Genomic DNA, 26,503 nt, shown 5'->3' with positions numbered 1-26,503 from the left:
TAATGAAGAAGATAGGTTACACGACAGGTGTTTTTGATTTATTTCATATAGGTCATTTAAACATTTTAAAACGAGCAAAATTAGAATGTGATTACTTAATTGTTGGTGTAACTACCGATGAACTTTGTCGTAATGTAAAAAATAAAGAGCCCGTCATCCCTTTTCAAGAGCGAATGGAAATTGTTGAAGCAGTTAAATTTGTGGATGAAGTTGTTCCGCAGGTTAATTACGACAAAGAAGAAGCTTGGAACAATTTGAAATTTGATAAAATGTTTGTGGGAGATGATTGGAAAGGAACTGAAAAGTGGAACAAAATTGAAGCAGATTTTGCAAAACTTAATGTTGAGATTTGCTACTTTTCTTACACATCTCACACATCAAGCACAAAACTGCGTGAAGTGCTTGATAAGATCAGTAAAAGCTAATGAAGAACATCGTCTCGCCAGAGTGGCTTAACGAGCATTTAAACCAAGATAACTTGGTTATCTTCGATGCAGGAATGGTGCGCCCTGGTTTACCGGGTGAGTATGCACCTGAGGCTATGCTTCCTAATGCACAGCGTTTTGATTTTAAAAAGACGCTGGCAGATAACAGTAATCCTGTACCAAGTATGATGTGCAGTAGCGAGCAGTTCACAGAACATATGCGGCTTGCTGGGGTTAACCAAGACTCTCTGGCTGTGATTTATGAAAACCAAGGCTTATTCAGTTCAGCGCGAGCGTGGTGGATGTTTAAAGCAATGGGCTTTGATAACGTAAAAGTTTTAAGTGGCGGTTTAGCTAAGTGGCAGGCACTTGGCTTTGCAACACAAGCAAGCTATTCAGCTGCTACTGGTCAAGGCAACTTTGTTGCCAGCCCGCGTGTTGATTACTTTATTAGTGCTGAGCAAGTACTTAACTCACTTGATGAACTCAGCACACTAACACTCGATGCTCGTCCTTATGAGCGCTTTACCGGTGAACACGCTGAGCCACGTGAAGGCATGCGCAGTGGTCATATTCCAAATAGTCGTAGTTTATCACTTGCAACAGTGCTTAATAACGGTGAGCTTAAACCCCTTAGCGAGTTACAGGCATTATTTGAACAACACATAGCGCCGCATCATACCCAGCTGCAGTTTAGCTGTGGTTCAGGTGTAACCGCTTGCGCAATTGCATTGTGTGCCGATGAATGCGGTTACGCTAACTTACGTGTTTACGATGGCTCATGGAGTGAGTGGGGCGCTCGTCACGACCTACCTATTGAAACAGGTCCGCATCAATAAAATCAGCGTAATTTTGCCAGCTGCCGATACTGTTTTTATTCAGTGGCTGGCGAATTTGCTTTTTACTCGCCGTGGCTGATGCTGCATTGTTTTTATAAAAAGTGAGGCAGTTTTCCTGCCAGCTTAAATCGCAAAAAGCATAGAGCTTCTGAGTTTGTTGGGTAGGCTCTGCCACTAATTGCTCATAGCTTTGTAAAAAAACGTTTTCAGGATACTTGTTCGCAAAATGACTGACTAATGCCGAGTAATCTTGATGGAACGAGGCAATATCTTCAAGTGTAAAACTGTAGTGATGAAACACACTTTGCGGGCTATACATCTGCCTAAAATTGGCAATGCTGCAATCTTGCCAGCCACGCTGCATACAAACGATTTTCGCATTAGGAAAAGCCGCTAAAATAAAATCAATATAGTAAAAGTTAAATGGCTGTTTATCACAACCTCTTAGGCCGTCACTTAGCAGCTCAGCTCTTTGTTGATAGCTATCCAGTGCTGTTTTTATTGCCTCAGATTCATATGCTTTATCGAGCATTTCGCTGTCTATTACACGAGCTGATTGCGTGGCGTGTTGTATGAGTTGCGCAATATCATTTAACTCCCCAATCCCTTGCAGTTGTGTACTTTGATTAAGGATTTTTTCAACTAAGGTTGTGCCAGAGCGGGGCATGCCAACAACAAAAACTGGCGAAAACTCAAAGTCACTACTTGCAAGTGCTTGTTGCTTGCTTTGGGTAATGAGTTTTTGACAAAAGTGGCGATGCTGTGTGGCTTGATAATTAAGTTTACCGGCTATCGTTTGCTTACTTAGTGCAAAGTATTTAAATGCATTTTTGTAGTCATTAAGGTGCTCATAATTAAGAGCAAGACTATGAAAATGCACTTGCTGTTCAACAATGCTTTTTTCTTTATCCGCCAAGGCTTGTAGTTTTTGCATATGTTGCTCTGCATCTATAACAGTATTGAGTTCAGCCTGCGAATAGTGGGCTTGATAAAAGCTAGGTTGCTTTGTGGTTAGTTGCTGTAGCAAGCTTTTAGCTTCATCGAACAGTCCGTGAATTTTATAACACACCGCCAAATTATAGCTAATTTGTGGGTTATCTTTATTGCGCTGGTAGGCTGCTTGTTGAAAGCTAAGGGCGTCGTCATAATGCCCTAAACGGGTCGCAATGTTGGCTAATGTATCAAAGTCTGCGCCACTAAAGTCAGCTGTTTGTAATGCGCTTTGATAATGCACAGCTGCATTACTTACTTTGCCTAACAGTACATATAACTTGGCAAGTGCTAAATGATAAACTGCAAAAGGGGCTAGGCTTAGCGCTTTTTCAAGGAGCTTAATCGCTTTGGTGATATCGCCTGCTGCGGTGTTGACTTCGCTAAGCAAAAAGTAACAAACGTGGTCTTCAGAATTTTGTTTTAGGCGCTGCACAAGTAAGTGATGTGCATCGGTTAGTTGTTTGTTGTTTAACAACTGTTGGATATGAGCGCGAAGCGCTTGTTGGGTATCATTTAGCATAAGCGCATAGTATACCAATTAATTATTTTCAGGTATTAAAAAGCCCTGCCTGAAGGTGGCAAGGCTTTTATGGGTATGTTTAATTACAGCTCAAAGTTGTAGCTAAACTTCATACCGATAGTACGAGGTGCTGTGGTGTAGTGACCATAAACACGCTGTAGCTCAGGTAGCTCTTTATTAAGCTCAGCATATTGCGACATACCAGCCCAAGACTTATCACGACGTACAGAAGTGAATGCGTACTTATCGAATAAGTTGTCTACGTAAAGCGTTGCAGACCACATATCACCAGTAATTTTGGCAGATAAGTTACTTAGTGCATAACCTGGTAATACTTCGCCGTCTGCTTTTAAGCCTACTTTGGTGATTACATCGCTTTGCGCTGTAATACCGTAGTTTACGCTTAATAGTTTATCGCCTAGGATATCTTGCTCGTAACGAAGACCAAACGAGAATTGATGCTCAGGAGCGCCCGGTAAACGGTCGCCTTTAGCACCATCATAGTAGCTTTGGTACTGCGCTAAGTCATCGCCTAACACACCAAACAAGTAAGGCGCATCTTCGGTCAATTCAGCCTTTGCATACGCGTATGTCGCATATGCAGCCCAATTATCACCAATCATTGCGCGAGTAGAAAGCTCAACACCTTTTGAGTTAGCAGAGCCCGCATTTGAGGTAATTAACTCTTGACCATTTACAGTGCTGCTACCAACTTGCGCATCTTTCCAATCAACATTAAATAGTGCTGCATTGAAGTGTAGGCGGTTACGTAACCATGATGACTTAAAGCCTAGCTCGTAGTTGACTGTAGTATCTGGTTTGTAATCTTCTTCGTTTGGCAGGGCACAAACAATTTGTTGCTCAGGCAATACATCAGGGCAAGGAGCAATACCGTTACCACCACCAATACGGAAACCTTCACTCACGGTAAAGTAAGCAAGTACATCATTATCGAATGTATAGTTAGCATTAAACTTAAATAAGTTACCGTTATCGCTAGCGCTCACATTTTCCATAGCTAGATTATCGAGTGAATCAAAATCACCAGAATAAAGCGGTGTAGCAGAGCCTGATGTTGTTGATACATCGTATTCGTAAAAACGAGCACCTAAAGTTACATCAAACTGATCTGTGATGCTGTAGCCGATTTCACCAAAAAGTGCTTTTTCAGTGGTTTCGCTATCTGAAATTAGAATGTACTCAAGGTCTTGTTCAACATTGGGAATACCACCACCCCAGTACTCAGTCAGACCCGGCGTGTACTCACGATCATCAGAGTAGCTTTCTACTTTGTTGTAGAAGCCGCCTACAATCCAGCTAAAAGCACTATTACTATTTGAGACTAAACGAAGCTCTTGCGTAAATGTATCGCGATCTGAGGTATCGTGCGTGTAGCCAACAAAAGAAGGGAAGTCGGCATAACCTGACCAAATATCATAAAGTAGATCAGTTTGATCGCGCTGACCAGACTGCTCATAGCTAGACCAACCAGATGCAGATACCAGCTCAGCAAAACCAAGATCTGCTTTTACTTCTAAGCTTAATAAATCGTTTTCTTCTTCACCTGGCTCAAGTACACGAGCTACGTTTTCGTACTTTCCTGGGACACCTTGTAGCGCGCTGCTATCAGCAAGGGAGCCGTATTGCGATGTCGAGTTACCGCCATTTTCTTGCTTTTGATAGAAGTAGTTTAGCGTTGCATCAATATCTTCGGTTGCAAGCCAACGAAGTGATAAACGTGCTGTGGTGATTTGCTCATCGTTAACATCGCTTACGCTTTTTAAGTTGGCATTTACATCGCTGCTGTCTGAAAAATCAGGATTTGGGTTTGATACACCCGGTTCTTTAACCACGTGGGTGTAGTCAATGTAACCAGGGTTATCGTAATAATTTAAGCTAGCACGAAGCGCTAGTTTTTCTTCAATTAGCGGCGTATTGAATACCACACCAAACTCACCGCCAGTGCCGTCACTTTCGTTAATGCTAAATACATCGCCTGTAACTTTACCTTCGGTGATATCAAGCTCAGGTTGCTTTAGTAAGTAACGAATTGCACCACCTAAAGTACCTGCACCATACAATGTACCTTGTGGGCCAATTAGCACTTCAACACGGTCAACATCAGTTAAACGTAAGTCGATGCTCAGTGGAATTTCACCAACATAGGTTGCCACTGTGCCACTGTCAGAAATACGGTCAGAGGTATTTGTATTCAAACCACGAACGATAATCGGAGAACCTTCACGACCACCTTGATCAGAAATTGTTAAGCCAGGTACCCAGCGTGCGACATCTTCTAGATCGCCAATGTTTTGGTCGCTAATTACATCGCCATTGAGCGCTGTGATATTAAGCGGTGCATCTTGCACAGAGCCTGCACGTCGTGTTGCAGTAATTTGAATAGTTTCAATTGATTTATCAACTTCGATAGCATCTTCCGCAGCAAACGCCATATTGCTATTGATTAAAACTGCAGAAATTGCACTCGCAAGTAGAGCAGGCTTAAAAGTGTTCATGATTGATTCCGACTTAGTTACAGTAAATTTATGCTTAAAAAATAGACGTTACTAGTAATTTAAGCTTAAAAATTGATGATTTAGTGAATTTATATCCAATTATAATGTATTTTTATTCTTATCGTCCATGCGTTATTTGCAATTAAATGCAAAATAATTGAATAAATACTCTGTAAGGGATTAGCTATCGGAATAAGGGCAATGAGTACAGCCATTACTACAGCAATGGCCGCGTTTTAAAAAGAACCAGCGGCTAAATACCATGTAGTTGTTTTGCATGGTGTAATCGAGATTTTCTATTAAATTACCTTGAGTAAAATAAGGCTTAGCAAAGGCAAGCTGCTGTTCAAGAGGCTGTTGGTAAAGTTTAGATAAAAATGAATTTATCTTTTTTATAGTACAGTCTCGGCATAAACATTCTTTTGCTGCCTCATCGAGTGGTAAAATGTTGGGCAGTTCATTACACCAACAGGCATTAATATTGTCGGCTTGGCAGTTAAGCGTTGCTTTGCATTGTGAGCAAGTAAGGGTTGTCATTAAGTAAAAAGATGCTTTGAAATTGAAAAGGTAAGCATAGCAAATGGATAAATTAGACGCATTAGATGAGTTTGCCCGTTTTGGTGATAACCGATTTGAGGCTATCTCAGTAATTACCAGTACTCCAGACACGCAAGGTGGTGTTTTTACTCTGACGCAAGATGTTTTCTGTCAGGTTTTACAGCGTGTTATAGACGGCGAAATAGATATCGATGAATTAGAACTTTGGGCAAACGTAGTAGAGTCTAGGCAAGACATCGACGAAAGCGCCGTTGAAGGGGCTATTTATGCACTAAGTAATAACGAGCAAATGGGTGAGTTGAGTATAAGTACGCTAAAGAAGTTATTAGAAGTGACTTTAGGCTGAAAGAATTTTATACCTTTCAGCCTAAGGCATTTACTGCTTGCTATTTATGGTAGCTTAAGCAGGTTTCCACTTCGTTTTTCGAACCTAAGATCACCGCCACACGTTGGTGAATAGCATCTGGTTGAATGTCCATGATGCGCTCAGTGCCTGTTGAGGCAATACCGCCAGCTTGTTCGATTAACATTGCCATTGGGTTTGCTTCGTATAATAAACGTAATTTGTTAGGTTTATTTGGATCTTTTGTGTCGGTTGGGTAAGTAAAAATACCACCTCGGCATAATACACGGTGCACATCACCCACCATTGCCGCAATCCAGCGCATGTTGAAGTTACGGCCACGTGGGCCTGTATCACCAGCAATTAAGTCATTGATGTAATTTTGCATCGCCGGTTGCCAATGGCGTTGGTTTGAAGCATTGATAGCAAATTCGCTGGTCTCTTCAGGTACGCTTGCAAAATCTTGCGTTAATAAGAAGGTACCGTGTGTTTTATCTAAGGTGAAAAAGCGTGTGCCTTTACCGGTTGTTAACGCCAGCACGGTAGATGGGCCATATAATACATAACCCGCTGCAACTTGGTTTTTACCCGGTTGCATAAAAATACTAGGATCAGCCGGATCTGAACCTTCAGGCGCCGCCATAATTGAGAAAATCGTACCAACGAGTGAGTTGATATCAGTATTTGATGAGCCATCAAGTGGGTCGAATGCAACAATGTAGTTGGCATCTGGATTACCCGTAACGGTGAAGTCTTCTTCTTCAGAGGCAATGGCTTTTACGTAGCCCGATTCTAATAAAATATCTTTTAAAAGTTGGTTAGTTAGAACATCGAGTTTTTTCTGAGTTTCACCCTGAATGTTTTCGTCTAGGGTTGAGCCTAATACGCCAGATAGGGCGCCTTGACCAACACGAAATGAAATTTCTTTACATGCCGCAAGTACCGTTCTGATCAATGAGATCAGTTCACGAGGGCAACCATCTTCTAACAATACCGGTGGGAGTCTACGCATTCTATTTTCCTGATAACGTTGTAGCCAGACATTTTTAGTGTGAGAGAGAATGTCTTAGCAAGCGCTGAATTTCGTCTTAAATAGCTGATTTTTCTTGATAGTACTTTATACTGCTTAATACCTATACAGTATTTAAAACGCGAATAACAAAGATAAGATTATGCAAAAAATACCATTACTACGATATCTGCTCTTAGCTGTGCTACTTACTATGATAACTCAAGCACACGCAGCAATTAAGTCTATAAATGATTTTACTGAAAAAATGACTCATTTTTCAGGCTATTTTTCATTTTACTACGACACAGAAAACGGCAAATTGTATCTTGAGGTGGATAAACTCGAGCAACAATTTTTATTACAACAAAGCTTACCTTACGGTGTTGGTTCAAATGATATTGGCTTAGATCGTGGTCAGTTAGGCGATACTCACTTAGTTCAATTTGAGCGTTTTGGCGATAAGGTGATGCTAAGAGCTATTAATACTTATTACCGTGCTAATACTAATAACCTTGCGGAACAACAAAGTATTAAAGAGGCGTTCGCATCAAGTATTTTAGCGGGCTTTAGTGTTGTCGCTCAGTCAGACACTGCTGTACTTGTGGATTACACCCCTTATTTATTAAGCGATGTTCATGGTGTAAGCCGTCGTTTATCAGCAACCGGGCAGGGAAGTTTTAACTTAGATAGCAACCGCAGTGCGGTATATTTAGCGCGCTCAAAAGCGTTTGAAAAAAATACTGAACTAGAAGCCGTACTTACTTTTCAAGGTAATAACCCAGGTAAGTATGTACGTCAAGTGAGCGCAGACCCTTATGCGCTTACAGTACATATGCATCACTCATTAATTGAGTTACCGGACGATAACTACACCCCTCGCAAATTCCACCCTCAAGCAGGTTTTTGGAGCATTGAGCACAAAGATTATGCGGCAGCGCTGGGCGAGTCTATGTATGTGCGTTACATACCTCGTCATCGTTTAGCGAAAAAAGATCCGAGCCTGCCAATCAGCGAGCCCGTTGAGCCGATTGTTTATTACTTAGATCCGGGTGTACCAGAGCCAGTTAAAACAGCGTTACTTGATGGGGCTAAATGGTGGAATGATGCCTTTAATGCAGCAGGTTATAAGAACGCATTTATTGTTAAAGTGCTCCCTGATGATGCCGACCCTATGGATATACGCTACAACGTAATTCAATGGGTGCACCGTGCAACCCGTGGTTGGTCGTATGGCAGCTCAGTGATTGACCCTCGAACAGGCGAAATCATCAAAGGTCATGTGACACTGGGTTCACTGCGTGTTCGTCAAGACATCCTAATTGCAGAAGCATTAGCAGCCCCATATTTTGAAGGCAATGAAGTGGCTAAGCGCTTACAAGCAATGGCACTTGATCGTATTCGTCAATTAAGCGCCCATGAAGTCGGGCATACTTTAGGTATTTCGCATAACTTTGCAGCGTCAGTGGCAGACAGAGCCTCTGTGATGGATTATCCACACCCACTACTGAGCTTTAATGAGCAAGGTAAATTAGATGTAAGTCGAGGCTATGCTACTGGCATGGGCGTGTGGGATACCCAAGTGGTCAAATACGGTTATAGCGACTTCACCAATCAAGATGAAGCACAGCAATTGGCTGCAATTTTAGCTGAAAACAAAAGCAAAGGGCTGGAATTTATTTCAGACAGTGATGCCCGCGCTCAAGGTGGTGCTCACCCAACAGGGCATTTATGGGATAACGGCAGTTCACCAAGTGATGAGTTAATGCGTGTACTTGATGTTCGTAAACAAGCGCTGGCGAGCTTTGGTATCGAAAACATCAAAACAGGCACTGCTTTATCGCAATTAGAAGAAATGCTGGTGCCACTTTATTTATTCCATCGCTATCAAGTAGAAGCTGCGGTTAAACTAATAGCTGGTGTGAATTATGAGTACGAAGTACGTGATGGCTCACAACCAAAAGGGGCACAGGTTGTGGCAAAGCAAACGCAACAAGCTGCAGTAGATGCACTCCTTGCAACGCTAAAAGCTGAGAACCTTGTTTTACCTGAGTCAGTATTAGCCCTTATTCCACCAAAAGCGTATGGTGAATCTAAATCACGCGAAAGTATTGTTGGTCGCACAGGACTAACGCTTGATGCGATGGCGCTGCCTGAGGTTGCTGCAGCACATAGCTTGAGCCTACTTTTCAATAGCCAACGCATTAACCGCTTAGCACAGCAGCAAGCACGAAGCGATGCATTTTATGGTTTAGATGCGTTATTAGCACAAACTTATCAGCAAGTTTTTGAGCAAAAAATTGCCTCAGGGATGGCAGGTAAAATTAGCCAACGTGTGCAGCTTTTAACTGCAAAACAGTTTGCTGACTTAGTTGCAAGCAATGAGGTGGCACCCGAAGTACAAGCACAGCTTCGTTACTACTTAGCTAAACTTGCAAAGAGTTACCAGCAAGAATCCATGCTAGGCAGTGCATCCGTTGGTAACAGTGCATTTAAGCAATACTTAAGCGAGCAAATCAGTCACTTTTTAGAAAACGGTGAATGGCCTACAAACTTTAAAGTGTTGCCAATGCCTCCGGGCTCACCAATTTAATCCATTTTTACTTCAAAGCGCCTAGGGCGTGTTGACCTTTGTGGATTAAAATTTGTTCACTCTAGGGGCGATTTAATCGCGGCGCGAGATTTGTAACCTAGTGGGCTACGTAAAAATCGAACAAAGCTACCGCGTCCTGCTCACGCCCCTTACCTACATCCATGTAGGTAACAAAGAGTTAATCGCCCCTAGGAAGAACCCGAAGGGCAGCGCGTGTTTGGCATTGATGCTGCGTTATCGCCTATTTATGTGGAACAACCACACTACATAGGCTCTGCCTTGCCTAAATACCAAACACACTGCTGCAAAATTAATAGCAAAAGGTCAACACGCCCTAGCATAGCTAGGCGTTTTACTTGCATAAAATTGGATATTTGCTAATCTAGCGGCCTTCCTTTTTTGTCTTTTTGAGGTGTATATGGCGTTCTTTTCTCGCTCGTTGTTAGCAGCGGCCATTACATTCTCTAGCTTTTCCAGTTACGCAACCTTAGAAAAAAAACAATGCGATGTAGAGCTAAGCCATGGCTTAATCATCACCGATGATGTCATTCGTATTGTTGATAAAGGTCAAACTCGCGTACAGATCAACAACGATAACCAATTGTTTATAAGAGGCTACTGGGTTGATTTAAGCCCAGATGAAAGTAAAGTTGTGGAGCAGTTCAGCCGCGGTATCAGGCAAACCGTCCCTGAACTTGTTGACTTGGCGACCGATGGTGTAAACCTTGGCTTAAGTGCCATCGAGCAAGTTGTTGAGGGCATGTCAGACAAAGAGCCAGAAGTGCTAAAAACTCAGCTGCAATATGTTGAGCGTGCACTGATGGATAAATTTAAGCGTGGTGATGACTTTTTCTTTATTGCCCCGCAATCGCTGTCGAAAATCGATGACTTTTTTACCAAAGAAATCAGCCAAAAAATTCACTCTGCAGTGCATGGCTCACTTGGCGCTATTTTAGTTTCGCTAGGCGATGCTTTTAAATCGCGCGAAGGTAACATCGAAGACCGTATCAATGATATGGGGCAGCGTATGGATATCATCTCAACTGAAATTGACAAATCACTGCAAAAGAAAGCTGAGCAGTTAGAGATGAAAGCTTCAGAGTACTGTGAGTGTTTGAACTCATTAGATGTCACCGAATCACGATTACAACAAATGGTGCCTGGTATGGCCGATTTTGATTTGGTACAAATAAAGTCTTAATACGAACTTAAAACGAAAAAGCCCAGCAGTTGCTGGGCTTTTTCGTTTTTACTTAATTTAAATTAACTGAATTTAGCGGTTTCAGTTTCTAAATTGCTAGTAAGACCTTTGATCAAATCGGTTGCTGTATGGGCCTGATTTGACACATCAGCCGTTTGTGAAGCCGTGTCTGAGATAGTCACGATACGTTTGGCAGTGTCTTCACCGGCATCAAGCTGCTCTTTTGCAGCAATAGCTATCTGATGGCTCATTTGCGCGATTGCGCTGAGTGAACTGGCAACGCGTTTTAGTTCTTCATTGGCTTTAGTCGACTTTTCAACGGTTTGTTCACTGGTACTAATACTAAGCGAAACAGATGACTTGGCATCTTGGGTTGCAGCTTGTAGTTTGCCAATCATATTGCGGATTTCTTCAGTGCTAGTCTGTGTGCGCTGAGCAAGCCCACGAACTTCATCAGCAACTACAGCAAAGCCACGTCCTTGTTCACCTGCACGGGCAGCTTCTATCGCCGCGTTAAGCGCAAGTAAGTTCGTTTGTTCGGCAATCCCTTGAATAACACTGAGCACATTTGCGATGTTATTTACCTCATCATCAAGCACTTGAATGTTATTACCAGCGCTGTCAATTTGCTGCTCTAAAAGCGCGATGGTATCAGCAGCCTCGCTGGTTAAGTGGCTGGCACTTTGACCTTGTTGCTCAGCTTCTTGCACTGAGTAAGCTGCTTGTTCAGCATGTTCTACAACAGTTTGCGCTGAGGCTGTTAACTCAGTAATAGCTGAAGCAACCATTTGAGTTTCTTCGTTTAGGCTACGAGTCAGTTTATCGAGCTCAACAGAGCGAGATTCGTTATCAACACTTTGATTTTTTAAGCTATCGGTAACGCCTTTAATACCGCCAACAACACCACGTAAGCCTTGCTGCATATAATGCATGGCAGCAATAATGCTCTCAGGTGGGGCATCTTGGCGAATATGTGAGTTTAAGTTGCCACGAGAGACGTTTTTTACAATACCGATTACTTCATCAATTTCGCCGCCTAAGGCATTAGTGAGTGATGAACCAAAGCGGGCAATGGCAAAGGTCAGCGCAATGGCAATAAGCATAGATAAGCCAAGCAACCACTTTGCAGTATTCCAATAACGTTCATCAACTTCTTTGGCGCTAATGCCTGTACCAACATACCAGCCAAACAGCGGTGTTTTTTGTACTACAGAGGTTAAATCAACGGTTTCACCATCTCGCACTGAATCCCAGTGATAGGTAATGATTTTATTGGTAGTGTTACCCACGAGATTTTCGACCATACGGCCGATACTGTTGCCGCTGGCATCTTTAAAATCGTTAAAGCTGGTGCCGTGTAGTTCTGGATCGTGCGGAGTGGCGACAAAATCTAAGTTGTTGTCGACGACATAGACATATTCTGAGTCGTGGTATTTATTTTCTCGAAGTACCTGAATAGCGAGCTTCTTTGCTTGTGCTTCTTCGAGTTGATTGTTTTTAACCATCAATTCAAATTGCTCAACAATATTAGTGGTGCTCTTCATGAGCTGGTTGATACGCGCGATGTTGTCGCTTTCGCTGGCATGGCGTAAAGATTGTAAGCCAAGTAACGCTATCGCAGATAACGCAATAAACATAGCGATAGCAAATAAGGTGATTTTTGTTTTTAAAGCTAGTCCTGATAACACAGTCAGCCTCCTTTATTATTTCCCCTGTTAACTTTTACCACGTTTGTCTGGTTTTATTAAGGAAAAATGACAGCGTTATCATGACTTTTGCTCAAGTACCTATTTAGAGCTTCAGTTCGGCTTCTGTAAGGGCACGATATTCACCGCTTGCAAGGCTTTCGTCGAGGGTGATGTCAGCTATTTTTTCACGATGTAATTCAACAACTTTATTACCTACAGCAGCAAGCATTCGCTTAACTTGATGGTATTTACCTTCGCAAATTGAAAGGCGTAAGCTGTAGCTTGCAAGTTTTTCAACAATCGCAGGGCGAGTGAGCTCTTTTTCGTTGTGCAATTGCACCCCTTGCTCTAACGCTGTAATTGCTTCTTCATCAATAGGTTCCTGAGTTTCAACTAAATATGTTTTGAATTTGTTATGCTTTGGTGCAGTAATTTTGTGTGACCAGTCGCCGTCATTAGTGATGATCACTAACCCTGTGGTATCGATATCTAAACGGCCTGCAACATGAAAGTCGCTCATATTTGGTTCATCAAGCAAGTCAAATACAGTCGGGTGAAGGTCATCTTTATTGGCGCATACATAGCCAGCTGGCTTATGGAGCATGAAGTAGCGCTTGCCTAAGAACACCAGCGGCTCGCCTTGCCAGCGCACGTCATCGTCTTGGCTGATTGAATAATCAAATGAGGTGATCACCTCGCCATTAACAGTGGCGTATTTACGTTTGATACCTGCTTTGGTTTTGCTGCGGGGTAACTCGGCAATATGGCTGATAAATTTATCTAAACGGCATGGAAATTTCATTGGGATCACATTTTTAGTCGGCTACAATGGCGGCGAGTATAGCGGATACTAGTTACCTATGACAGTACAGCAAGGACAAATATTACAGCATTACCAAGCGCAAATAGCCAAAGGTGATTTGCAAGAAGACCGTGCCCAGCGCACAGCGATTAATGCTCTTGATAATCTAGCCACAGAATTGGCTGCACCAAGCCATTGGTGGCAAAGCGCTAAGCCAATAAAAGGAGTTTATTTATATGGCCCCGTAGGGCGTGGTAAATCCATGTTAATGGACGTGTTTTTCAAGCTTGTTAACATTGAAGCTAAGAAGCGTTTGCACTTTCATCATTTTATGAAGCAAGTGCATGAGCGCTTAACTCAGCTGCAAGGGCAGAAAAATCCGCTGACGGTGATTGCTAAAGAGTGGGCAGAGCACATTCGCTTGATTTGTTTTGATGAGTTTTTTGTTTCTGATATTGGTGATGCCATGATCTTGGGTGGCTTATTCAAAGCCCTGTTTGAGCAGCAAGTAGTGTTAGTCGCGACCTCAAACTGCCAACCTGAGCAGTTATATCGCAACGGTTTACAGCGAGCACGATTTTTACCCACTATCGACTTATTAAATGAGCATTGCCATGTTTTAAGTGTTGAAGGCGACACAGATCATCGCTTTCGCTTTGGCAAACAAACCGAACATTATTTTATTGATAACAAAGAGGCGCTAACAGAGCGCTTTTTAAAGCAAGAGCAAGTAATACCAAGGCAAACAACGATAGAGGTTTGCCACCGCGAGCTTAGCTGTGTAATGCAAGCTCAAGATGCCATTATGTTTGATTTTATGACGCTTTGCTCAGGACCTAGAAGCACCGCGGATTATATTTATTTGGCAGAGCGTTTTCAGCGGGTGTATTTACTCAATGTGCCAGTAATGGGGCGCGGAGCAACAGGCAAACAAATTGTGCATGGCATTGAAGATAGTTATCAGCGAGAAAAGCAGGATTTACAAGAACACTTTTTAGATGATGAAGCTCGGCGCTTTATTGCTTTGGTTGATGAGTTTTATGATCGCAGCCGATTACTGGTGATTTCGGCCGAGGTGGGTATTAGTGATTTATATCAAGGGCAAAAACTGGCGTTTGAATATGCACGTACTGAGTCTCGATTAGTTGAGATGCAAAGCTGGAAAAGATAAAAGGCGCAATAAAAATGCGCCTTTGATGTCAGCCTAGCTGGGGATCTTCATATGAAACGGTTAAAAGCTATATTGAGCACCTACATACACGTAGCGACCAGCACCACCGCCGTATGCGCTGTAGTAGTTACCACGGCCATATGGATAAAAGTCACCTTTATTATCAAACACGTTATTCACACCACCGAATACGCGCAATTGGCTCTGTTCACCAAGTGACATGGTGTAAGACGCTGAAAGGCTGTGTTTTAAGAACGAGCCATAATCTTGGTAGGCAAGTTTTTCTGGATTACTGATACAAGTATCTTCACTAGCCTCACAGCGGGCATCATTTTCTGCAATATACTCTTGATAATCTTCTTCAAGACTCTGGCTTGCTTTAAACGAGCCTAAGTAATTTGTACGCCAGCGAATACGCAAGTTATCGTTACGCCATGTAAGTGACATTGAGGCTTTATCTTTGCTGCTGCCGTAACCTGCGTAGTGACTGGTTACTAAGCTGCCATCAAGTCCTTCATAGGTTTGCGAGTTTTCGATTACATGGTTGTAATCTAGTTTAAATGACAACTGACCTAGGTTATCTAAGTCTAATTTGTACTGTGCAACTACATCATAACCACGTGCAGTTAGCTCATCGAGGTTATATTGACGCTGAAGAATTTTGATAATGTTACCTTCGCTATTACGGGTAATATCATTACAAAATACGTTGTCTTCACCCCATGCTGCTTCTGAGTCGTAACATTCACGCATGATGTTTTCATTGCTGATCTGCGAAATCGCATCAACAATAGCAATATCGTAGTAATCAACGGCAAGATTAAAGTTTTCTAAAAAGGCAGGAGCCACTGTCACACCAAAGGTATAAGTATCAGCGGTTTCTTCTTTTAGATTTTCGTTACCTGCCCCTGGAGAGTAACTGTTGTTCTCATCGCTAAATTCAAAGTTAGGATCAGCAGCAAGTTGCGCAGCTAACGTCGGCTCTTTGCGGCAGTTGTCGTGACCTGCTTTAGTTGATGTTGCCGTTAAACCGTCACAAATATCATCATAGCTGTCGTAATCGCCACGCGGTGGTGACATAAGCTCTGTGATTGTGGGGGCACGTTGAGCGCGAGCGTAGTTTGCTCTAAATGCATAGCCTTCGATTGGCTCCCAAAATACACCTAGCTTGTAGCTGGCAACGGTGTTGACGTTTTCCATGCTATAGTTAGCCAAACGTAATGAAGTTTCTGCGCTTAAATTTTTTGCTAAAGGAGCATCTTTTAAAAGTGGGATCGCAAGCTCTGCAAAGGCTTCATAGACCTCAACTTCACCATAAAAATTTGGTACATAGTTGAAGGTAATACCGCCTGCTTTCATGTCGTCGCTGGTTGATAGGTCTTGGCTATCTTTACGGTATTCGCCACCAAATACTGCAGATACTGAGCCTGCTGGTAATTCAAATAAATCACCCGCTATGTAGCCAACTACACCGTATTGTTTTATTTCGGTATCAATAATTGGGTTGGTACGGATCCAAGCAGCCATCTCTTCGGTGATAGATCCCTCACCAAATAAGTTAATTGGCACACAGCCTTCAGCACGAGCTGCTTCATCAATACATTGAATGGTGCCATCCGCTAATTCTTCTGCTTGTAAAGCTTGATTAAGTTTTACAGTATTTAATTCATTGCTGCGAATTTGGTGTTGGGTAAAACGACCATAACTTGCAGATAGATCCCAGTCCCACTCGTCGTTAAATAATGTGCCTTGAAGACCTGCCCAACTACGAATAGTTTTACGGGTATTATCAGTGCTGATATTACCTACTTCACTGAAGCGGCGATCCCAATAAATACGATCTTTGTATGGGTTGGCATCGAGGATTTCTTGCGGAACATATGGGTTGTCGATTGGGATGTAACCCGGTGCTACATCAGCAAGGGGCTCGCCAGTGGTAGGGTCATAACGTGGTACATACGCACCTTCGTATTCATCTTCAGGCGACTTATTGTTAAACGAGCCACTTTCACTGTATTGAACTTGCGCGTAGAACATCACATCGTCAGTTAAGTCATAATCAACTTTAACTGCAGCAGATACGTTATCGCTTGGTACATCAAGCATCACGTATTGCCTAGAATTCACACCGTAAATTTCTTCGTTGCCTTTCCAGTCATCACGTAGAGTTTGGCCGTCATACCAAAATTGTGTGTCGTTACGGCTGTTTTCTAAGAACACACCGCCCGGAATACCATCACTTTTGCTAACCCAATCAGCTTGTGTGATGTCACGCATACATTGATAACCGTCTTTTGTGAGCATCTGATTACACATTTGGTCATCGTCGTAGCGGTAAGAATCTTCGATTTGTGCGCGTTTACGATCGTAAAAAGTCATACCGAAATCACGGTCCCAGTTAGCACTGAAATAGGCGTAACCGCGATCTTCAGCAAACGAGGTACCGTAGTTTAAATCAAGGGTAAATTCTTTACCGCCGCCATCGGTGGTTTCACCTGTGTTCGCTTTAAAATCAAAGCCTTCTTTTTTCGATTGGGTGATAATATTCACCACACCTGCTACAGCATCGGCACCATAGGTTGCAGATGCACCGCCACTGATTATTTCAACGCGCTCAACCATACCGCTCGGAATGGTATTTAAACTGACATAGTTGCCACTGTAGCTGTTTGAAACAACTCGGCGACCATCAATCAGTGTGAGGGTACGGTTAGCACCTAAATCTCGTAGTTGTACTGTCGATAAACCGGTCGCAGAAACACTCGATTGGCTGGTGGTGTTACCTATGCTCACGCTAAGAGCTGGCATATTATCAACCAAAATATCTGATAAGTTGGTTAAACCTGTATCGGCAATGGCTTCGCGGTCCATTGTGACCAGCGGTGTTGGAATTGAAAAACTATCACGTTTAATACGTGAACCCGTTACAACGATTTTTTCAGGCTCTTCAGTTTGTTCATTAGCTGCTGGAGTGGTGTTGGCAGGGCGGGCAATCTCAGCCTCATTGGCAAATGCATGTTGGCTAAAACCACTGGCAACAGCAAGTGCAATAGCACAAGGTTTGGTTAGTAGATTTCTCACAGGCGTTCCTAGTTGTTTTATTTTTAGTTTTTAGAACCAGAGTGATGCTCTTTTTAAGGGCAGTTAAAATTTACAGTGAACAACACTCTGGTTGGTCGGTATTGACGTAAAAATTTTTATAGAAATGTGAACCTAACTACAATCTTAGGTGGCTCGTTTATGTCTCTATTTTATATCTATTGAATATCTATTTATTTAAAATCAGTGGCTTAAGAAATATTCATTGTTAACTGTTTTGCAACGTTAAAGCTGGTGAAAGGGCTGCTTTTACGATAAATTGATAGGGCTTTATACTGCTGTACTTCTAAAATGGGGTTTTATTTAGAGTAAATGGAAACATCTAATCGCGTTTATCAGCTGGGCTCATGTATTGTTAACCCACTCGAAAATAAACTGATCTGCAATGGTAGTGAACAGCTTTTGCAGCCTAAGTTTATTGAGTTGTTAGCTTGCTTAGTGGCGCGTTACCCCGAACCCATCACCCGTGAAGAGCTCATCAATAATGTTTGGGAAGGCAATTTTTACGTGGGTGAAAAAGCCTTAACAAATGCTATTTGGCATCTACGAAAAGCATTTAAGGAACTCGACCCAGAACAAACTTACATAGAGACATTACGTAAAACGGGTTATCGCGTTTTATTAAAGCCCGAGCCAATAGGTACAGCCGATAAAGAAAAGTCAGTGGGTTTTCGTATCACAGCTGCGCAATTCCGCCAGCTGTTTGTGGCTTTGTGTGTCATTAGCTTGGTTGTGATGTATTGGTTGTTCTCTTTGCCTGCAAAGCAAACTAACTCAAGCTTTGTGTTGCCGCTTAATAGCATCGAAAGCGTGACGGCAAGCCCTGGTCGTGAGATTTATCCTTCAATTTCTGATGACCAGCACTATTTGGTGTATTCATGGCGACAGCTTGGTAAACCAAATAACCTATATTTACGTGATTTACACTTTCCTGAGCACCCAGCAAAGCAATTAACGGACTCACCTTTTACAGAAGGGCGCTCTGTGTTTAGCCCAGATGCAAACACATTATATTATTACCGTATGGCCTCTGATGTCTGTGAAATTGTAAAACTCTCTTTGGTAAATGCCACCAGTGTCGTGCTAGGGGAGTGCAGTAATAACTATGCGCCTGATCTTGATATCAGTAGTGATGGTAAAACCTTGGCCTACATAGCTGATCATACAAGCAAGACAGGTGATTATGTCACTCGTATCAAACTGCTCGATTTACAGGCAAAACAAACAAAAGAAACAGTTATTCCTTGTAATGATGACTGCGAAACTGTGTATGAGTCAGTGTCGTTTTCGCCAGATGCACAGCGAGTTGTGGTTACGCGTAATGTTAAAAACAACCAAAAAGCGCTGTTTTTAATAGATGTAAAAACAGGACAAAGCCAACGGCTAACTCATGATTTTGTTGATATTCATGGTGTAGATTGGCATCCTTCTAAAGAGCAATTGGCGTTTAGTGCAGTTGAGGGCGGTAAACGTTATGGCTACTTCTTTGACATTAAGAATAAAACCCTAATCAACACGCAAATTGCGGGCATGAGTTCACCTAATTACAGTAGCGATGGCAGTGTTTATTACCATCAGTGGGATTTAGATAAGGTGATCACACGTCTGAAAATAGACGAACAAGTGGCCAACTCGCCGTTTTCTATGTTGTCGACCAATTTTAGCTCGCTATTCCCTGAATATAATCAGCAGCAAAATAAACTACTGTATGTGTCCAATGAATCAGGCAGTTCACAGCTTTGGATTGTTAACCCTGATAGCAGCTCGCGAAAGCAGCTTACTGACTTTGCACATAACACCGGGGAAGTTCGTGACCCAACCTGGTCAGCTGATGGACGCTATATTTTGTTTTCATTGTATGACAATGGCAGTACCCGCTTATATATTTATGATTTCAAAGTAGAGCAAAGCCAGCAAATCAAACTGCCATTTAGTCATGCAATTAAACCCAAGTTTAGCACTGATAGCCAGCATATTTTAGTTTCTGATGGTGACTACTTATATCGTTATGACTTAACAGGTAAAAGCCTAGGTAAAGCTGTTGAAGTGCCTGCACAGTATGGCGTTGAAACACAATCAGGCGATATTTTATTTACCAACTCGCGCCATGCTATTTGGATAAAACATCATGATACGGGTGTTGAAGAAATGCTGGTGAACGATATTAAGTTAGCGCGCAGTTATGCATGGTTGCTGGTGGCAAAGAACGCGTATCATAAGGGGCGTATTTATTATTATAAAGAACGCTTAGGTGATTACCGTATTAGCTACTATGACTTAGCAAGTAAGCAGCATTATGATTTAATTGCTTTACCGGAGCGAGCTTATAGTCGCTCATCGGGTTTGACCTACATACCCAATGAGCGTTGGCTAGTTTACACAGCGTACTTATCGCCTGAGATAGAAATCAAGCGCTTACCCGCAGCCTATTTACCAAAGTAACTAACACTTACGGTAGATGTCAGCATCCATATCGTAAATATTAACGCTTAAGCTATACGAGCGGCGGCAGTATGTTCTTAAGCAACTTAGTAATTGCTCACTGAGCATTTGCTTTTGCTCTATGGTTCTGCCTGCCATGATTGATGCGCCGATGTGAATAAAGCCATCTTTGCCTTCACCTAATTCGTAATGCTGATAAGCAATTGCACGAGTCTTTATGGTCGAAAGCTCAAATAAGCCTGAGTCAAAAACGGCTTGGTGAACTTTTTCAACTAACACTTGTGGCAGAATTGGCAAGTCTTCTGAGTGTTCTATAACAATGTGCGGCATGGGGTCTTCCTTAAAAGCGGTAACTAAAACCGATGTTTGTCTGAAATTGGTTTAACACATCACCATCAAAGTGCCATAGACATTGGTCGTCTTCTGATGTTGGCAATGTGCACGATACGTTACTTGCATTATTTACAATAGTTGCCAGCCAGCGAGTTTCAACATAAACCCGTGCTTGTTCAGTAAATAAATAATCTGCGCCAGCATAAAGGCCAGAGGTAAAATATGTATCAGAGTCGGCAAAGTCAGTGCTGACGTGGTTTGCGCCAATTTGGGCACCAACAAAACCAACCACACGGTCAGCCAAAGGCACTTCTACGGCACTTTGAAATAGCAGGTATTGCATCTCGACTTGCTTGTTGGTTTGGTCTTTCATATCAAGCTCGGTTGCTGAATAAAAGAACCCATAACGAGCATTATCAATGGTTCTATCTAGGCTGACAGTAAAATGGCTGTCATCCTCAAGCTCAATTTTTAGGTTTTCTTCGGTTTGCACCGAGTTAGTAAAGTTTTTGCCGAAACCAGCGCTAATAGAGTAGTCAGCGTGAGCTGTACTACTTAAGAACATTAAACACAGTAAACCAAGCGATTTTTTCATTGTTTAGGTGCTCGTTGTTGAAGATATTTTGAGATAGTATTGAAACATAGCAAGCAAATCGTTGTAAACGGACAACTATCGCTTTTTAATAAGGAACACTAGGATGAAGTTACTAAAATTAGCTGCACTTACTGCGCCACTGATTTTGTTGAGCGGTTGCTCGGATGATGCTGCTTCGGTGAGTTTGGGATTATTTACTACCAAAGATATTAAAGTGGTATCACAACAAGACCCGCTTATAAGCGGGGTTACTTGCCACATTAGCCATATTGAAGCGAATCTTGATTTTGCTGATCCATCTGATATGTCTATTGCCTGTCGTCAAACAGGTCCCATTACCGCTGACCAATTACAACAAATTGACCGCAGTAAATCGGGCGAAGTGGTATTTAAATCATCGAAAAGTATTTTGTTTAAGTCGTTAAAAGTTCGTCGTATTTATGATGCGCCAACACGCACACTTTTATATTTGTCTTATTCAACGAAAGAGTCGAGCGGCAGCCATCATCATGCTTTATCAACTGTGCCTCTTTACAATACGGATGCATGGCAATGGGCACAATCACAAGAGTAATTTATGTTAGCGTTATTTAAGTCAGCCCCACTTGTTGATGAGCAAGAGCAGCAGTGGTTAATCGATACCTTTTTATGGGCTGTTGAGCACTTTGATAGTGAATATTTTTTAAAACACACACAAATCATTGTACCTAACGGACAGTTCTTTCCGGATAGGGTGTCTAGCGTCAGTGAAATGGCTGAAAAAGTATTTAGTCGAGTTGTTGATTATGCGGGGATGCAGGCGTGGCCAATTAACTTAGTTGCGCCATCTGGGCTTACACCGCAGGTGTTTCCGCATTTTGAATTTCAAGACAATTTACGCGGTAGCGAGGCGAGCTTAATTGTGCCGGCAAATCATCCGGTGAATATCTCGTTTAACCCGAACCAAATCAATCAACCGCAAGATTTAGTGGCAAGTTTTGCTGGTACCTTAGCAACCATTTTGATTCACCATGTAGGTGTCTTACCTCCCGGTGGTAAAGAGTACTTACCGCAAGCGAGCGATGCGTTGGCATGCTATTTAGGCTTTGGGGTGATGATGAGTAATACTGTGTATCAATTTAAAGGAGGCTGTGGCTGCGGTTATAACCCTTATGCTAATCGCCAAGCAGCGCTGACTGAGCCACAAACGCTATTTATGCATGCGCTTGTTACGCATTTTAAAGGGGATAATCAGTCGAAGAAGTTTTTAAAACCTCATTTACGCAGCCAATATAAAAAAGCACAAAAGCAAATTAAAGCATTGGTAAATGACAGTGCAAATCCGTTGTTATTAGCATTAGATGAACAAGCAGTAGGGTAATATTGAGTGCAGTATTTAGATGAGTTTTTATTGATAGCCATAGCTCACTTTTTTGCGGTAGCAAGCCCAGGTCCTGACTTTGCAATTGTACTAAAGCAAAGTATTCAACAAGGTCGTAAAAATGCGCTTTGGACCAGTGCTGGGGTTGGTGCGGCTATTTTGCTGCATATTGCTTATTGTGTATTAGGTGTGGCATTAATTTTATCCCAGTCACCTAGCTTATTCATGGCTTTAAAATACCTTGCGGGGGCTTATTTAGCATACTTAGGCGTACAAGCTTTACGAAGCGCAAAACCTAGCGATAGTAAACAGCAAACCCTTGCTCCTGCTGAGCCTGAATCTGTGTATAAAGCATTTCGACGCGGCTTTTTTACCAATGCCCTTAATCCCAAAGCAACACTGTTTTTTATGTCGTTGTTTACTCTTGTAATAAGCCCTGAAACACCTGTTGTAGTGCAGGCTGGTTATGGCGTGTATATGGCAATGGCGACTTGGCTATGGTTTTCATTTTTATCATTGGTGTTATCAAAAGCATCAGTGCGAGCATTTTTCTTAAAAAGCGGATACTGGTTTGATAGAGGCATTGGCGTGATCTTAATTGCCTTAGCTATTCGCGTTGTTGTGTGAGGTAAGTATGGCGCTATATAACTTTTCATTTGGTTCAAATATGTCATCGAGCAGATTGCTGGCAAGGCTGCCTGAAGCAAAACGGGTAGGTACAGCTATTTTAAAGGGCTATGAGCTGACGTTTGATATGGTAAGTACCGACGGTTCTGCAAAGTGTAGCGTGCGCAAAACAGATCAGGCAGATGCCTTGGTATATGGTGTTGTGTATCAGTTAAACGAAGCTGAAAAGTCGATTCTTGATGATATCGAAGGGCCGCGTTATGACTGTGTAGATATCACCGTTGAACTCATTGATGGCGAGCAACTTGCTGCCCATTGTTATATCGCTAATACCTTAGATGAGTCTTTACTGCCATTCGACTGGTATCTTCAGCATGTTCATCGCGGAGCGCTTGAAGCAGGTGTACCAAATCATTACAGTGAAGCAATACTCGCAAGACCAAGTTGCGATGATCCAGATAAAACCCGAGCAGCGAAAGAGTTCGCTATTCACAACAATAAAAATCACCAAGGGATATTATGATATTTCGTAAATTAGCCGTTGCAGCGGCGCTGTTATCGAGCTGTTCGTTTTACAGTTATGCCGATATTGATACTAAAAAAATTGAAAAAGTAATCGAAACGTCAATGGCACGTTTTGACGTACCGGGTATGGCTGTAGCGATTGTTGAAAATGACCAGGTCGTGTTAGCAAAAGGTTTTGGTGTATCTCACCTTGATACCGGTAAAAAAGTAAATAAAGACACCTTATTCGGTATCGCGTCAAACACCAAAGCATTTACCGCAGCAGCGTTAGCTAAATTAATTGATGAAGGTAAGCTTAGCTGGGATGACAAAGTAATTGATCATCTTCCTGAGTTTCGTCTGTATGACCCTTACGTAACACGTGAAATGACTATTCGCGATTTATTAAGCCACCGTAGCGGTTTGGGTTTAGGGCAAGGCGATTTAATGATTTGGCCAGATACTGACAAATCGATTGATGAAATTCTCGCAGGTCTAAAATACTTAAAACCGGCGAGTAGCTTTCGCAGTAAATATGCCTATAACAACTTAATGTTTGTCACTGCCGGTGAGGTGGTAGCCCGTGTATCTGGTATGAGCTGGAATGATTACATTGAGAAAAATATTCTTCAGCCACTTGATATGAAAAACTCACGCGCAGGTTTTTCACGTATCCCTAGTAGCAATAAAAACTGGGCGACGGGTCATATTCCAATGGATGGCCAACTACACCCATTTTTTGTGAACTACCTTGAAGATTTCCGTGGCGCTGGTGCGATTGCATCAAGCGTAAGCGATATGAGCCAATGGCTACGCACGCAGCTTGCACATGGCAAAATGCCAAATGGTCAGCAGTTATTTACTGAAAAGCAGCAGCAACAAATGTGGCACCCGCACATTACGTCAATGGCATCAAAAAGTGCTTATGAAGCTTACCACCAACAATTTAGAGGTTATGGTTTAGGCTGGAGCATTGAAGATTTCCACGGCATTAAAAAGCTAGGCCATGGTGGTGGTATCTTAGGCATGGTGTCTCAAGTGACATTATTACCAGAGAAAAACCTCGGTATTGTTATTCTGAGTAACCAGCAAGCATTCAGCGCGCTCTCTGCGGTGACTTACGAAGTATTAGAAGATGCATTAGAGCTTGAAGATAAAGACTGGGTTGAAGACCTTGCTAAAAAGCATTTTGAAGGTAAAAAAGAAGCTTACGCAAACGCAAAACCAGAAACACCTGCTGATTATCAAGCGAAACTACCAAACATCAACTACACAGGCACTCTGCACGATAACTGGTATGGTGATGTAGTAATCGAAGAGTTAAATGGTCAGCTACGTATTGATTTTACTCATACAAAGCGTTTGAAAGGTCAGCTTGAGCATTACACGGGCAATACGTTTATTGTGAAGTGGGATGAAAAGTTACTTGAAGCAGATGCTTACATTGAGTTTCAAATGAGCCCAGATAACCGAGTGAGTAGTGCAAAAATGCGCGCTGTCTCAACGGCGGTGACAGACTTTAGTTTTGACTTTAGGAATTTAGATTTACGCGCTAAAAAGTAAACCAAAGTCGCAAAGCCACCATTAGGTGGCTTTGTTATACTGGGGGAAAATAATTCAAGGAGCGTATTATGAGAACGGCAGTTATCTCACATCCATTTTGTCGTAAACATAAAATGATTGAGGATCACCCCGAATGCCCTGCGCGTTTAGATGTGATCACCGACCGCTTGCTAGCAAGTGGTGTTGATATAGCAATTACTCACTTACAAGCTCCTAAAGCCAGCCGCGACGACTTTTTACGTGCTCATGATGAACCTTTGGTAAGCCATGTGGAACAAACAATTCCCGATGAAGGGCTTGCTGAATTAGACGGCGACACTTGGTTATGCCCAGATTCAATGAAAGCAATTGAACGGGCCGTTGGTGCTGGATTACTCGCCGTTGATGAAATCCTTGCTGATAAACTGGATGCCGCATTTTGCTCGGTTAGACCGCCAGGGCATCATGCAAACCGTAGCACCTCTGCAGGGTTTTGCGTTTTTAATAACCTAGCCATTGCCGTGAAGTACGCGCAAAGCAAAGGTGTTAAACGTATCGCTATTTTGGACTTTGATGTACACCACGGTAATGGCACGCAAGATATCTTTTTAGATGATGACAATGTGTTGTTTTGCTCTTTGTTTCAACACCCTTTTTACCCAAATACGGCGGTTGAAAATAACGCGACTTTAGTTAACTCACCGCTGCCAATTGCCAGTGATGGTAATGACTTAAAAGCTGTTTACCTTGAGCAGTGGCTACCAAAACTCAATGAGTTTAAACCTGAACTGTTGTTTATTAGTGCTGGCTTTGATGCTCACCTTGAAGATGACATGGCAAGCCTGAAATTTGTTGAAGACGATTACGCATGGCTAACCACGCAATTAGCTGAGTTTTGTCAGCAGCAAGATTGCAAAGGGATTATCTCTTATCTTGAAGGGGGTTATGCTTTATCAGCCCTTGGCCGTAGTGCCGTTGCGCACATTAAAGCGCTGGTGGATGCGCCTTAATCTGCCAGCATCGCAAAGGCTTGCGTTGGTGTAAGCCGAGTAACCTTACTTAAACAGCATACTCCCTCTTGTGCTAGGTGCTCAGTCACTCTATTAGCAAGCTCTATATCAGTTAATGCTTTCACGCTTTCTCCCTGCAAGTTGACATACTGCCCTGTTGCCAAAAGTAGCATCGCTTCTTGTTGCTGCTCTTCACTCAAGCTATATACAAAGCTTTCTATATCGGCTTCGTCTTCAACTAGTGCTAATTCATGGTCTGAAAAAATAATCTTAGGAAATGATGAGTGCATTTATTGTCCTGTGTCAAAGTTGCAGAGGTTGAAATGATTATAA

General features: G+C 42.3%; 23 protein-coding genes. 13 read left to right on the top strand and 10 right to left on the bottom strand.

Annotated features, from left to right (window positions below):
• Positions 1–2: 2 nt before the first annotated feature.
• Together AUR67_RS14865 and AUR67_RS14860 are read left to right on the top strand one after the other, a co-directional pair.
• Positions 3–425, top strand: coding sequence for an adenylyltransferase/cytidyltransferase family protein (locus AUR67_RS14865; RefSeq protein ID WP_058585869.1), 423 nt, complete (start codon positions 3–5; stop codon positions 423–425).
• Complete coding sequence (locus tag AUR67_RS14860; protein ID WP_058585868.1) at positions 425–1,264, top strand: sulfurtransferase; 840 nt, start codon at positions 425–427, stop codon at positions 1,262–1,264. Before AUR67_RS14865 ends, AUR67_RS14860 begins: the two co-directional genes overlap by 1 nt.
• Here AUR67_RS14860 and AUR67_RS14855 read toward each other — a convergent pair.
• From AUR67_RS14855 to AUR67_RS14845, 3 genes are all read right to left on the bottom strand, one after another.
• Complete coding sequence (locus AUR67_RS14855) at positions 1,239–2,777, bottom strand: tetratricopeptide repeat-containing sulfotransferase family protein (protein WP_058585867.1); 1,539 nt, start codon at positions 2,775–2,777, stop codon at positions 1,239–1,241. The genes AUR67_RS14860 and AUR67_RS14855 overlap by 26 nt on opposite strands.
• Positions 2,778–2,860: 83 nt before the next feature.
• Entirely contained in the window at positions 2,861–5,293 is a 2,433-nt protein-coding gene (locus AUR67_RS14850; RefSeq protein WP_058585866.1) for a TonB-dependent receptor, read from the bottom strand.
• Between the two features lie 180 nt (positions 5,294–5,473).
• Positions 5,474–5,830 carry a DUF5522 domain-containing protein gene (locus AUR67_RS14845; protein ID WP_058585865.1) on the bottom strand — a complete coding sequence of 119 codons (357 nt, stop codon included), beginning with the start codon at positions 5,828–5,830 and terminating at the stop codon, positions 5,474–5,476.
• A 43-nt stretch (positions 5,831–5,873) separates the two neighbouring features.
• On the opposite strand from AUR67_RS14845, the gene AUR67_RS14840 reads away from it, so the two are divergent.
• Positions 5,874–6,197 carry a hypothetical protein gene (locus AUR67_RS14840; RefSeq protein ID WP_058585864.1) on the top strand — a complete coding sequence of 108 codons (324 nt, stop codon included), beginning with the start codon at positions 5,874–5,876 and terminating at the stop codon, positions 6,195–6,197.
• A 40-nt stretch (positions 6,198–6,237) separates the two neighbouring features.
• On the opposite strand, the gene AUR67_RS14835 is transcribed toward AUR67_RS14840, so the two are convergent.
• Positions 6,238–7,206, bottom strand: a complete 969-nt coding sequence (locus AUR67_RS14835) for a class 1 fructose-bisphosphatase (RefSeq protein ID WP_058585863.1) — start codon at positions 7,204–7,206, stop codon at positions 6,238–6,240.
• A 160-nt stretch (positions 7,207–7,366) separates the two neighbouring features.
• Between AUR67_RS14835 and AUR67_RS14830 the strand changes: the two genes are divergently transcribed.
• Positions 7,367–9,796, top strand: coding sequence for a zinc-dependent metalloprotease (locus AUR67_RS14830; protein ID WP_058585862.1), 2,430 nt, complete (start codon positions 7,367–7,369; stop codon positions 9,794–9,796).
• Positions 9,797–10,214: 418 nt separating this feature from the next.
• Positions 10,215–10,997, top strand: coding sequence for a YggN family protein (locus AUR67_RS14825; RefSeq protein ID WP_058585861.1), 783 nt, complete (start codon positions 10,215–10,217; stop codon positions 10,995–10,997).
• A gap of 62 nt (positions 10,998–11,059) precedes the next feature.
• Here AUR67_RS14825 and AUR67_RS14820 read toward each other — a convergent pair whose 3' ends face one another.
• Positions 11,060–12,634: a methyl-accepting chemotaxis protein gene (locus AUR67_RS14820; protein ID WP_058585982.1), complete on the bottom strand. Its 1,575-nt coding sequence runs from the start codon at positions 12,632–12,634 to the stop codon at positions 11,060–11,062.
• Positions 12,635–12,788: 154 nt separating this feature from the next.
• A complete protein-coding gene (gene rsuA / locus AUR67_RS14815) occupies positions 12,789–13,487 on the bottom strand; it encodes a 16S rRNA pseudouridine(516) synthase RsuA (RefSeq protein WP_058585860.1) in 699 nt (232 codons plus the stop codon).
• A gap of 58 nt (positions 13,488–13,545) precedes the next feature.
• Between rsuA and zapE the strand changes: the two genes are divergently transcribed.
• Entirely contained in the window at positions 13,546–14,658 is a 1,113-nt protein-coding gene (gene zapE, locus AUR67_RS14810) for a cell division protein ZapE (protein ID WP_058585859.1), read from the top strand.
• A gap of 60 nt (positions 14,659–14,718) precedes the next feature.
• Here the strand turns inward: zapE and AUR67_RS14805 are convergent, their stop codons facing one another.
• Positions 14,719–17,739 carry a TonB-dependent receptor domain-containing protein gene (locus tag AUR67_RS14805; RefSeq protein WP_058585858.1) on the bottom strand — a complete coding sequence of 1,007 codons (3,021 nt, stop codon included), beginning with the start codon at positions 17,737–17,739 and terminating at the stop codon, positions 14,719–14,721.
• A 330-nt stretch (positions 17,740–18,069) separates the two neighbouring features.
• Here AUR67_RS14805 and AUR67_RS14800 point away from each other — a divergent pair, with 330 nt between their 5' ends.
• Positions 18,070–20,199, top strand: a complete 2,130-nt coding sequence (locus AUR67_RS14800; protein WP_058585857.1) for a winged helix-turn-helix domain-containing protein — start codon at positions 18,070–18,072, stop codon at positions 20,197–20,199.
• Here the strand turns inward: AUR67_RS14800 and AUR67_RS14795 are convergent, their stop codons facing one another.
• Together AUR67_RS14795 and AUR67_RS14790 are read right to left on the bottom strand one after the other, a co-directional pair.
• Positions 20,200–20,529, bottom strand: coding sequence for a 5-carboxymethyl-2-hydroxymuconate Delta-isomerase (locus tag AUR67_RS14795; RefSeq protein WP_054560998.1), 330 nt, complete (start codon positions 20,527–20,529; stop codon positions 20,200–20,202).
• A gap of 10 nt (positions 20,530–20,539) precedes the next feature.
• Positions 20,540–21,127: an outer membrane beta-barrel protein gene (locus AUR67_RS14790; RefSeq protein WP_058585856.1), complete on the bottom strand. Its 588-nt coding sequence runs from the start codon at positions 21,125–21,127 to the stop codon at positions 20,540–20,542.
• A 103-nt stretch (positions 21,128–21,230) separates the two neighbouring features.
• Here AUR67_RS14790 and AUR67_RS14785 point away from each other — a divergent pair, with 103 nt between their 5' ends.
• The 6 genes from AUR67_RS14785 (at position 21,231) to AUR67_RS14760 (ending at position 26,170) form a co-directional block, all read left to right on the top strand.
• Positions 21,231–21,701 (top strand): CreA family protein, encoded by a 471-nt coding sequence (locus AUR67_RS14785; RefSeq protein ID WP_055196731.1) that lies wholly within the window; start codon positions 21,231–21,233, stop codon positions 21,699–21,701.
• Positions 21,702–21,704: 3 nt separating this feature from the next.
• Complete coding sequence (locus tag AUR67_RS14780; protein ID WP_058585855.1) at positions 21,705–22,487, top strand: hypothetical protein; 783 nt, start codon at positions 21,705–21,707, stop codon at positions 22,485–22,487.
• A 6-nt stretch (positions 22,488–22,493) separates the two neighbouring features.
• The gene (locus AUR67_RS14775; RefSeq protein ID WP_054560994.1) at positions 22,494–23,114 is read left to right on the top strand and encodes a LysE family translocator; all 621 of its coding nucleotides are present in this window, start codon (positions 22,494–22,496) and stop codon (positions 23,112–23,114) included.
• A gap of 7 nt (positions 23,115–23,121) precedes the next feature.
• Positions 23,122–23,637: a gamma-glutamylcyclotransferase family protein gene (locus tag AUR67_RS14770; protein ID WP_058585854.1), complete on the top strand. Its 516-nt coding sequence runs from the start codon at positions 23,122–23,124 to the stop codon at positions 23,635–23,637.
• The gene (locus tag AUR67_RS14765) at positions 23,634–25,181 is read left to right on the top strand and encodes a serine hydrolase (protein WP_058585853.1); all 1,548 of its coding nucleotides are present in this window, start codon (positions 23,634–23,636) and stop codon (positions 25,179–25,181) included. The genes AUR67_RS14770 and AUR67_RS14765 overlap by 4 nt, the downstream gene beginning before the upstream one ends.
• Before the next feature lie 68 nt (positions 25,182–25,249).
• Entirely contained in the window at positions 25,250–26,170 is a 921-nt protein-coding gene (locus AUR67_RS14760) for a histone deacetylase family protein (RefSeq protein WP_054560991.1), read from the top strand.
• Here AUR67_RS14760 and AUR67_RS14755 read toward each other — a convergent pair.
• Positions 26,167–26,460 carry a hypothetical protein gene (locus AUR67_RS14755; RefSeq protein WP_058585852.1) on the bottom strand — a complete coding sequence of 98 codons (294 nt, stop codon included), beginning with the start codon at positions 26,458–26,460 and terminating at the stop codon, positions 26,167–26,169. The genes AUR67_RS14760 and AUR67_RS14755 overlap by 4 nt on opposite strands.
• Positions 26,461–26,503 lie beyond the last annotated feature (43 nt).

It is taken from the genome of Pseudoalteromonas sp. XI10, from assembly GCF_001469895.1.
Classification (GTDB): domain Bacteria; phylum Pseudomonadota; class Gammaproteobacteria; order Enterobacterales; family Alteromonadaceae; genus Pseudoalteromonas.
This window is presented reverse-complemented; position numbering and strand designations above follow the sequence as displayed.

Coding starts and splice junctions, on each gene's coding strand:
- AUR67_RS14865 (WP_058585869.1), top strand. CDS start 3: ATGAAGAAGATAGGTTACACGACAGGTGTTTTTGATTTATTTCATATA.
- AUR67_RS14860 (WP_058585868.1), top strand. CDS start 425: ATGAAGAACATCGTCTCGCCAGAGTGGCTTAACGAGCATTTAAACCAA.
- AUR67_RS14855 (WP_058585867.1), bottom strand. CDS start 2,777: ATGCTAAATGATACCCAACAAGCGCTTCGCGCTCATATCCAACAGTTG.
- AUR67_RS14850 (WP_058585866.1), bottom strand. CDS start 5,293: ATGAACACTTTTAAGCCTGCTCTACTTGCGAGTGCAATTTCTGCAGTT.
- AUR67_RS14845 (WP_058585865.1), bottom strand. CDS start 5,830: ATGACAACCCTTACTTGCTCACAATGCAAAGCAACGCTTAACTGCCAA.
- AUR67_RS14840 (WP_058585864.1), top strand. CDS start 5,874: ATGGATAAATTAGACGCATTAGATGAGTTTGCCCGTTTTGGTGATAAC.
- AUR67_RS14835 (WP_058585863.1), bottom strand. CDS start 7,206: ATGCGTAGACTCCCACCGGTATTGTTAGAAGATGGTTGCCCTCGTGAA.
- AUR67_RS14830 (WP_058585862.1), top strand. CDS start 7,367: ATGCAAAAAATACCATTACTACGATATCTGCTCTTAGCTGTGCTACTT.
- AUR67_RS14825 (WP_058585861.1), top strand. CDS start 10,215: ATGGCGTTCTTTTCTCGCTCGTTGTTAGCAGCGGCCATTACATTCTCT.
- AUR67_RS14820 (WP_058585982.1), bottom strand. CDS start 12,634: ATGTTTATTGCGTTATCTGCGATAGCGTTACTTGGCTTACAATCTTTA.
- rsuA (WP_058585860.1), bottom strand. CDS start 13,487: ATGAAATTTCCATGCCGTTTAGATAAATTTATCAGCCATATTGCCGAG.
- zapE (WP_058585859.1), top strand. CDS start 13,546: ATGACAGTACAGCAAGGACAAATATTACAGCATTACCAAGCGCAAATA.
- AUR67_RS14800 (WP_058585857.1), top strand. CDS start 18,070: ATGGAAACATCTAATCGCGTTTATCAGCTGGGCTCATGTATTGTTAAC.
- AUR67_RS14795 (WP_054560998.1), bottom strand. CDS start 20,529: ATGCCGCACATTGTTATAGAACACTCAGAAGACTTGCCAATTCTGCCA.
- AUR67_RS14790 (WP_058585856.1), bottom strand. CDS start 21,127: ATGAAAAAATCGCTTGGTTTACTGTGTTTAATGTTCTTAAGTAGTACA.
- AUR67_RS14785 (WP_055196731.1), top strand. CDS start 21,231: ATGAAGTTACTAAAATTAGCTGCACTTACTGCGCCACTGATTTTGTTG.
- AUR67_RS14780 (WP_058585855.1), top strand. CDS start 21,705: ATGTTAGCGTTATTTAAGTCAGCCCCACTTGTTGATGAGCAAGAGCAG.
- AUR67_RS14770 (WP_058585854.1), top strand. CDS start 23,122: ATGGCGCTATATAACTTTTCATTTGGTTCAAATATGTCATCGAGCAGA.
- AUR67_RS14765 (WP_058585853.1), top strand. CDS start 23,634: ATGATATTTCGTAAATTAGCCGTTGCAGCGGCGCTGTTATCGAGCTGT.
- AUR67_RS14760 (WP_054560991.1), top strand. CDS start 25,250: ATGAGAACGGCAGTTATCTCACATCCATTTTGTCGTAAACATAAAATG.
- AUR67_RS14755 (WP_058585852.1), bottom strand. CDS start 26,460: ATGCACTCATCATTTCCTAAGATTATTTTTTCAGACCATGAATTAGCA.